This window comes from Planctomycetia bacterium (assembly GCA_034440135.1).
Taxonomy (GTDB): Bacteria; Planctomycetota; Planctomycetia; order Pirellulales; family JALHLM01; genus JALHLM01.
Window position 1 is genome coordinate 1 of record JAWXBP010000399.1, and the last position, 3,591, is coordinate 3,591.

Below are 3,591 nucleotides of genomic sequence, written 5' to 3' on the forward strand. Positions count from 1 at the left end.
ACCGGTCGAGCCGGAGTAGCGGAAATGGCCGCTGGCTTCTTTGCCGACGTGCCGGACCTGTCCCTCGTTTGCGACGGGGTACGATGTGCTGGTGATCACGTTCTCTATCTTTGGACGTTCACGGGTACGCACGCAGAAACGAAGAGGCCTTTGAAGGTCGTGGGCTGGGAAGAATGGGACGTCGACGGCAATCTTAAGGTGACAGGGTCACGCGGCTGGTACGACGCCGACGACTACGCCCGGCAGGTGGCTAGCAACTGAATTTTCTCCAGTGTCGCATTTCGGCGATCTCCAGCCGGATCAGCGGGGCGGTCGTGAGTGACCGCAATTGAGCGACCTCGCCGTCCGTCACAATATGGTGGCCTCGGCGATGATTGGCCCATTCGCGACATTCGGCAACATGATCCGTCTGGGTCAGTGACATCCATCTCGCGCCGAGAGTCCGCCGTCGGCGACACCCCGCTTCTCGGGGAAAGGCCGTTTCCGCGATCGTCCCGGATTTCCATTTCCTCCCATCTCGCTTAACTGTGGCCGCCTGGAGGGATCATGGACACTATGACCATTCTTGCGATCGTGATCGCGATCGCGGTCGTGATCGTCGTCAGCACCATCGTCGTCTTCAACGCGCTGATCGCGAAGCGGCAGATGGCGCACAATGGTTGGTCCGACATCGACGTGCAGTTGAAGCGCCGCGCCGACCTCATCCCGCAGCTCGTTTCCACCGTGCAGGGTTATGCCGCCCACGAACGCCAACTCTTCGCCGACATTGCCGAGAAGCGAAGCGCAGCGCTCGCCGCTGGCGACGACCCCACCAAACGCGGCGTTGCCGAAAGCGAACTCTCACGGCCGATCGGGCGGCTTGTGGCGTTGGCCGAAGGCTATCCTGACCTCAAGGCCAGCGGGAATTTCCTCGACCTGCAAAAGCAACTCGCCGACACTGAGGACAAAGTTGAAATGGCGCGACGCTTCTATAATGGCGCTGTGCGCGAGCTGAACACTTTGGTCGAGACGTTCCCAGCCAATGTCGTCGCCGGCCTCTTCGGCGTCGGCAAGCGGAGCTACTTCGAGATAGCCAACGATGCCGACCGCGCTGTCCCCGGGGTCACGACGGGCATCGGGCAATGAGCTTGCGCGCATTCTTCCTGGCGCTGATAGCGTTCGTCTTGGCCGGTCCTGCCTTCGCCGCCGAACAGATCAATCGCTTCGATGTGCTCGTCGAGCTCGAAACCAGCGGCGATGTCACCATCACCGAAACACTCAACGTCACCGCCGAAGGAAACCAGATCCAGCGGGGCATTTTCCGCGACTTGCCGCGTTTCTTCGAAGGCCAAGGCGAGCGCTACGAATTTGGTTATCGCATCCTCAGCGTCACTCGCGATGGAGGCGAAGAGAAATACGAGACCGAGACGGAAGGCAATGCCTATCGCATCCGCATCGGCGATCCGGACGTCTATATCGAGAACGGCGAGCATGTCTACGAGCTGCGCTACCGCGTCTCCAACCAAGTCCGTTACTTCGAGTCCTATGACGAGGTTTATTGGAACGCGACCGGCAGTTATTGGGCGTTTCCTATCGCCCAAGCACGCGCCGTCATTCAACTCCCGCCTGGCGCCGTCGTCACCCAGAGCGCCGCCTATACCGGCAAGGCTGGCGAAGCCGGCAGCGCATTCAGATATGAGGCGCAAGGGGATCGCCACATCTTCGAAACCACACGGCCACTGCAACCGGGCGAGGGGCTCACCGTCGCGGTTGGGTTCGAGAAGGGCTTGATCGATCCACCGTCCGCTGCCGATCAAGGCGCGCTCTGGTGGCAACGCAACGGCGCGTTGGCGATCCTCGCCACTTCGCTGGGCGGTTTGTTCCTCTTCCTCTATCGCAGCTGGGACCGCGTCGGGCGCGATCCGGCGAAGAGCCCCGTCTTTCCGCGCTACGAGGCCCCGCGCGGGCTTTCACCTGCCGCGGTGCACCGCATCTATCACCGCGCGCTCAGCGACAATCGTGCGCTCATCGCGACGCTCATGAATCTCGCCATCAAGGGCCGTCTCACTATCGACGCATCAGAGAAGAAGGAAACGCATCTCGCACGCGTGCCGGCCGCGCCGGATTCCCACGACATCCCGGAGGAAGACTTGGCTCTCGAACGCGCCATCTTCGGCGGCGACGATACGAGAACGCTTGGTGGCCAGTATGATTCTAGCTTCACCGCCGCCTATGCGGCATTCAAGGAAAAGCTTGGTCGAAAATACGGTAGTACGTATTTTCGCTGGAACGTCGGCTACACGATGGTTGCGCTCGTGGTGTCGGTGATCGCGTTCGCGATTGCCGCCACGCAAGTCGTCAATTGGACGCTCTGGCACACGCTCGCCATCGTCGCACTCGCAGCACTCAACATGGTCTTCCTGTACTTGATGCCGGCGCCGACCGTGAAGGGGCAAGAGGTGCGCACCGAGATCGAAGGCTTCCGCCTTTACATGCAAACGGCCGAGAAGCTGCAACTCAACGCCGCCACGCCCGGCAGCCAACAGCCGCCGATGATGACCAAGGAACGCTACGAGCGCTTTTTGCCATACGCCGTTGCGCTTGGCGTCGAAGCTCCGTGGACGAAGTATTTTGAGCACGTGCTGCCGCAAGAGGCGGGGCGCTATAACCCGGGCTGGAGTAGCGGCCAGTTCACCGGTTCGCGTGCATTGGGGGCCGTCTCTGGTGCCCTTATCGCCAATATGAATTCCGGCGTTGTCAGCGCCATGCCGCAAAGCTCTGGATCGTCTGGCTCCGGTGGCGGGGGCTCGTCCGGCGGCGGCGGAGGCGGCGGCGGAGGCGGTGGTTGGTGATCGCGTCGTAGTCTGAATATGGCGTTGACCGGTTCCGGCGATCTCCCGCCTGATGGTGCGGGCAGGCGGGAAGGGCAGGTGTTGAGCGGCTCCGCCGTCCGTCGGATTATGTCGGCCTTGGCGTTGATGGCCCGGCGGGAGGCAAAACCGTGACATATGAATGGTCGACCGACGGCGCGGCGGTGAACTTCGATCTGCACGCCGATGCGCCTGGGATCGATTATCACCGCTATGAACGCGGCTCGACGGCGCAGGCGAGCGGAGAACTGAAGGCGGCATTCACGGGAATGCATGGCTGGTTCTGGCGCAATCGCTCAGGGAAGCCCGCCACCATCACGCTGCGTGTTCGCGGTGACTATGTCGCTGTGCGCCGTGTGATGTGAACGCCCGAAGGCTCATGCATGATCCTTGGGCCAGCGCGGATGCAGGTCGTCAATGACGTACTCGTGACCGTGCGGCCCGCCCGTGTTGACGATGTGCGGATGATCAACGGGCAGATCATTGTGGTGATGCACGATCCGTTCGGCTTCGTGAGCGGGCCATAGAAGCGTCGCCACGAAAGCGCCGGCGGCGCAAATGCCTGCAAGGGCGATGAACGCTTCGTCGATCCCTGCGTTTGCGCTGACGAAGCCGGCTACCGGGTAGGCTATGAGCCAGCAGCCGTGCGACAGTGCGAACTGCGCCGCGAACAGGGCGGGGCGGTCTTCCGGTTGTGACGATCGTCGGAGCACACGCCCGACAGGTGTGAGCGTCATGGAGT

Annotated in this window: 5 protein-coding genes; 4 read left to right on the plus strand and 1 reads right to left on the minus strand. The window is 62.0% G+C overall.

The features are described 5' to 3' along the window. From SGJ19_23555 to SGJ19_23570, 4 genes are all read left to right on the plus strand, one after another. Positions 1–261, plus strand: a 261-nt coding sequence (locus SGJ19_23555) for an ester cyclase (protein MDZ4783234.1), incomplete at its 5' end; no start/stop codon positions are given. Positions 262–555: 294 nt separating this feature from the next. Continuing rightward, the gene (locus SGJ19_23560; GenBank protein MDZ4783235.1) at positions 556–1,125 is read left to right on the plus strand and encodes a LemA family protein; all 570 of its coding nucleotides are present in this window, start codon (positions 556–558) and stop codon (positions 1,123–1,125) included. Then, complete coding sequence (locus SGJ19_23565; protein MDZ4783236.1) at positions 1,122–2,831, plus strand: DUF2207 domain-containing protein; 1,710 nt, start codon at positions 1,122–1,124, stop codon at positions 2,829–2,831. The genes SGJ19_23560 and SGJ19_23565 overlap by 4 nt, the downstream gene beginning before the upstream one ends. Before the next feature lie 149 nt (positions 2,832–2,980). After that, entirely contained in the window at positions 2,981–3,214 is a 234-nt protein-coding gene (locus SGJ19_23570; protein MDZ4783237.1) for a hypothetical protein, read from the plus strand. A 12-nt stretch (positions 3,215–3,226) separates the two neighbouring features. On the opposite strand, the gene SGJ19_23575 is transcribed toward SGJ19_23570, so the two are convergent. Then, positions 3,227–3,591: MFS transporter (locus tag SGJ19_23575; GenBank protein MDZ4783238.1), on the minus strand; the 365-nt coding region annotated here is incomplete at its 5' end.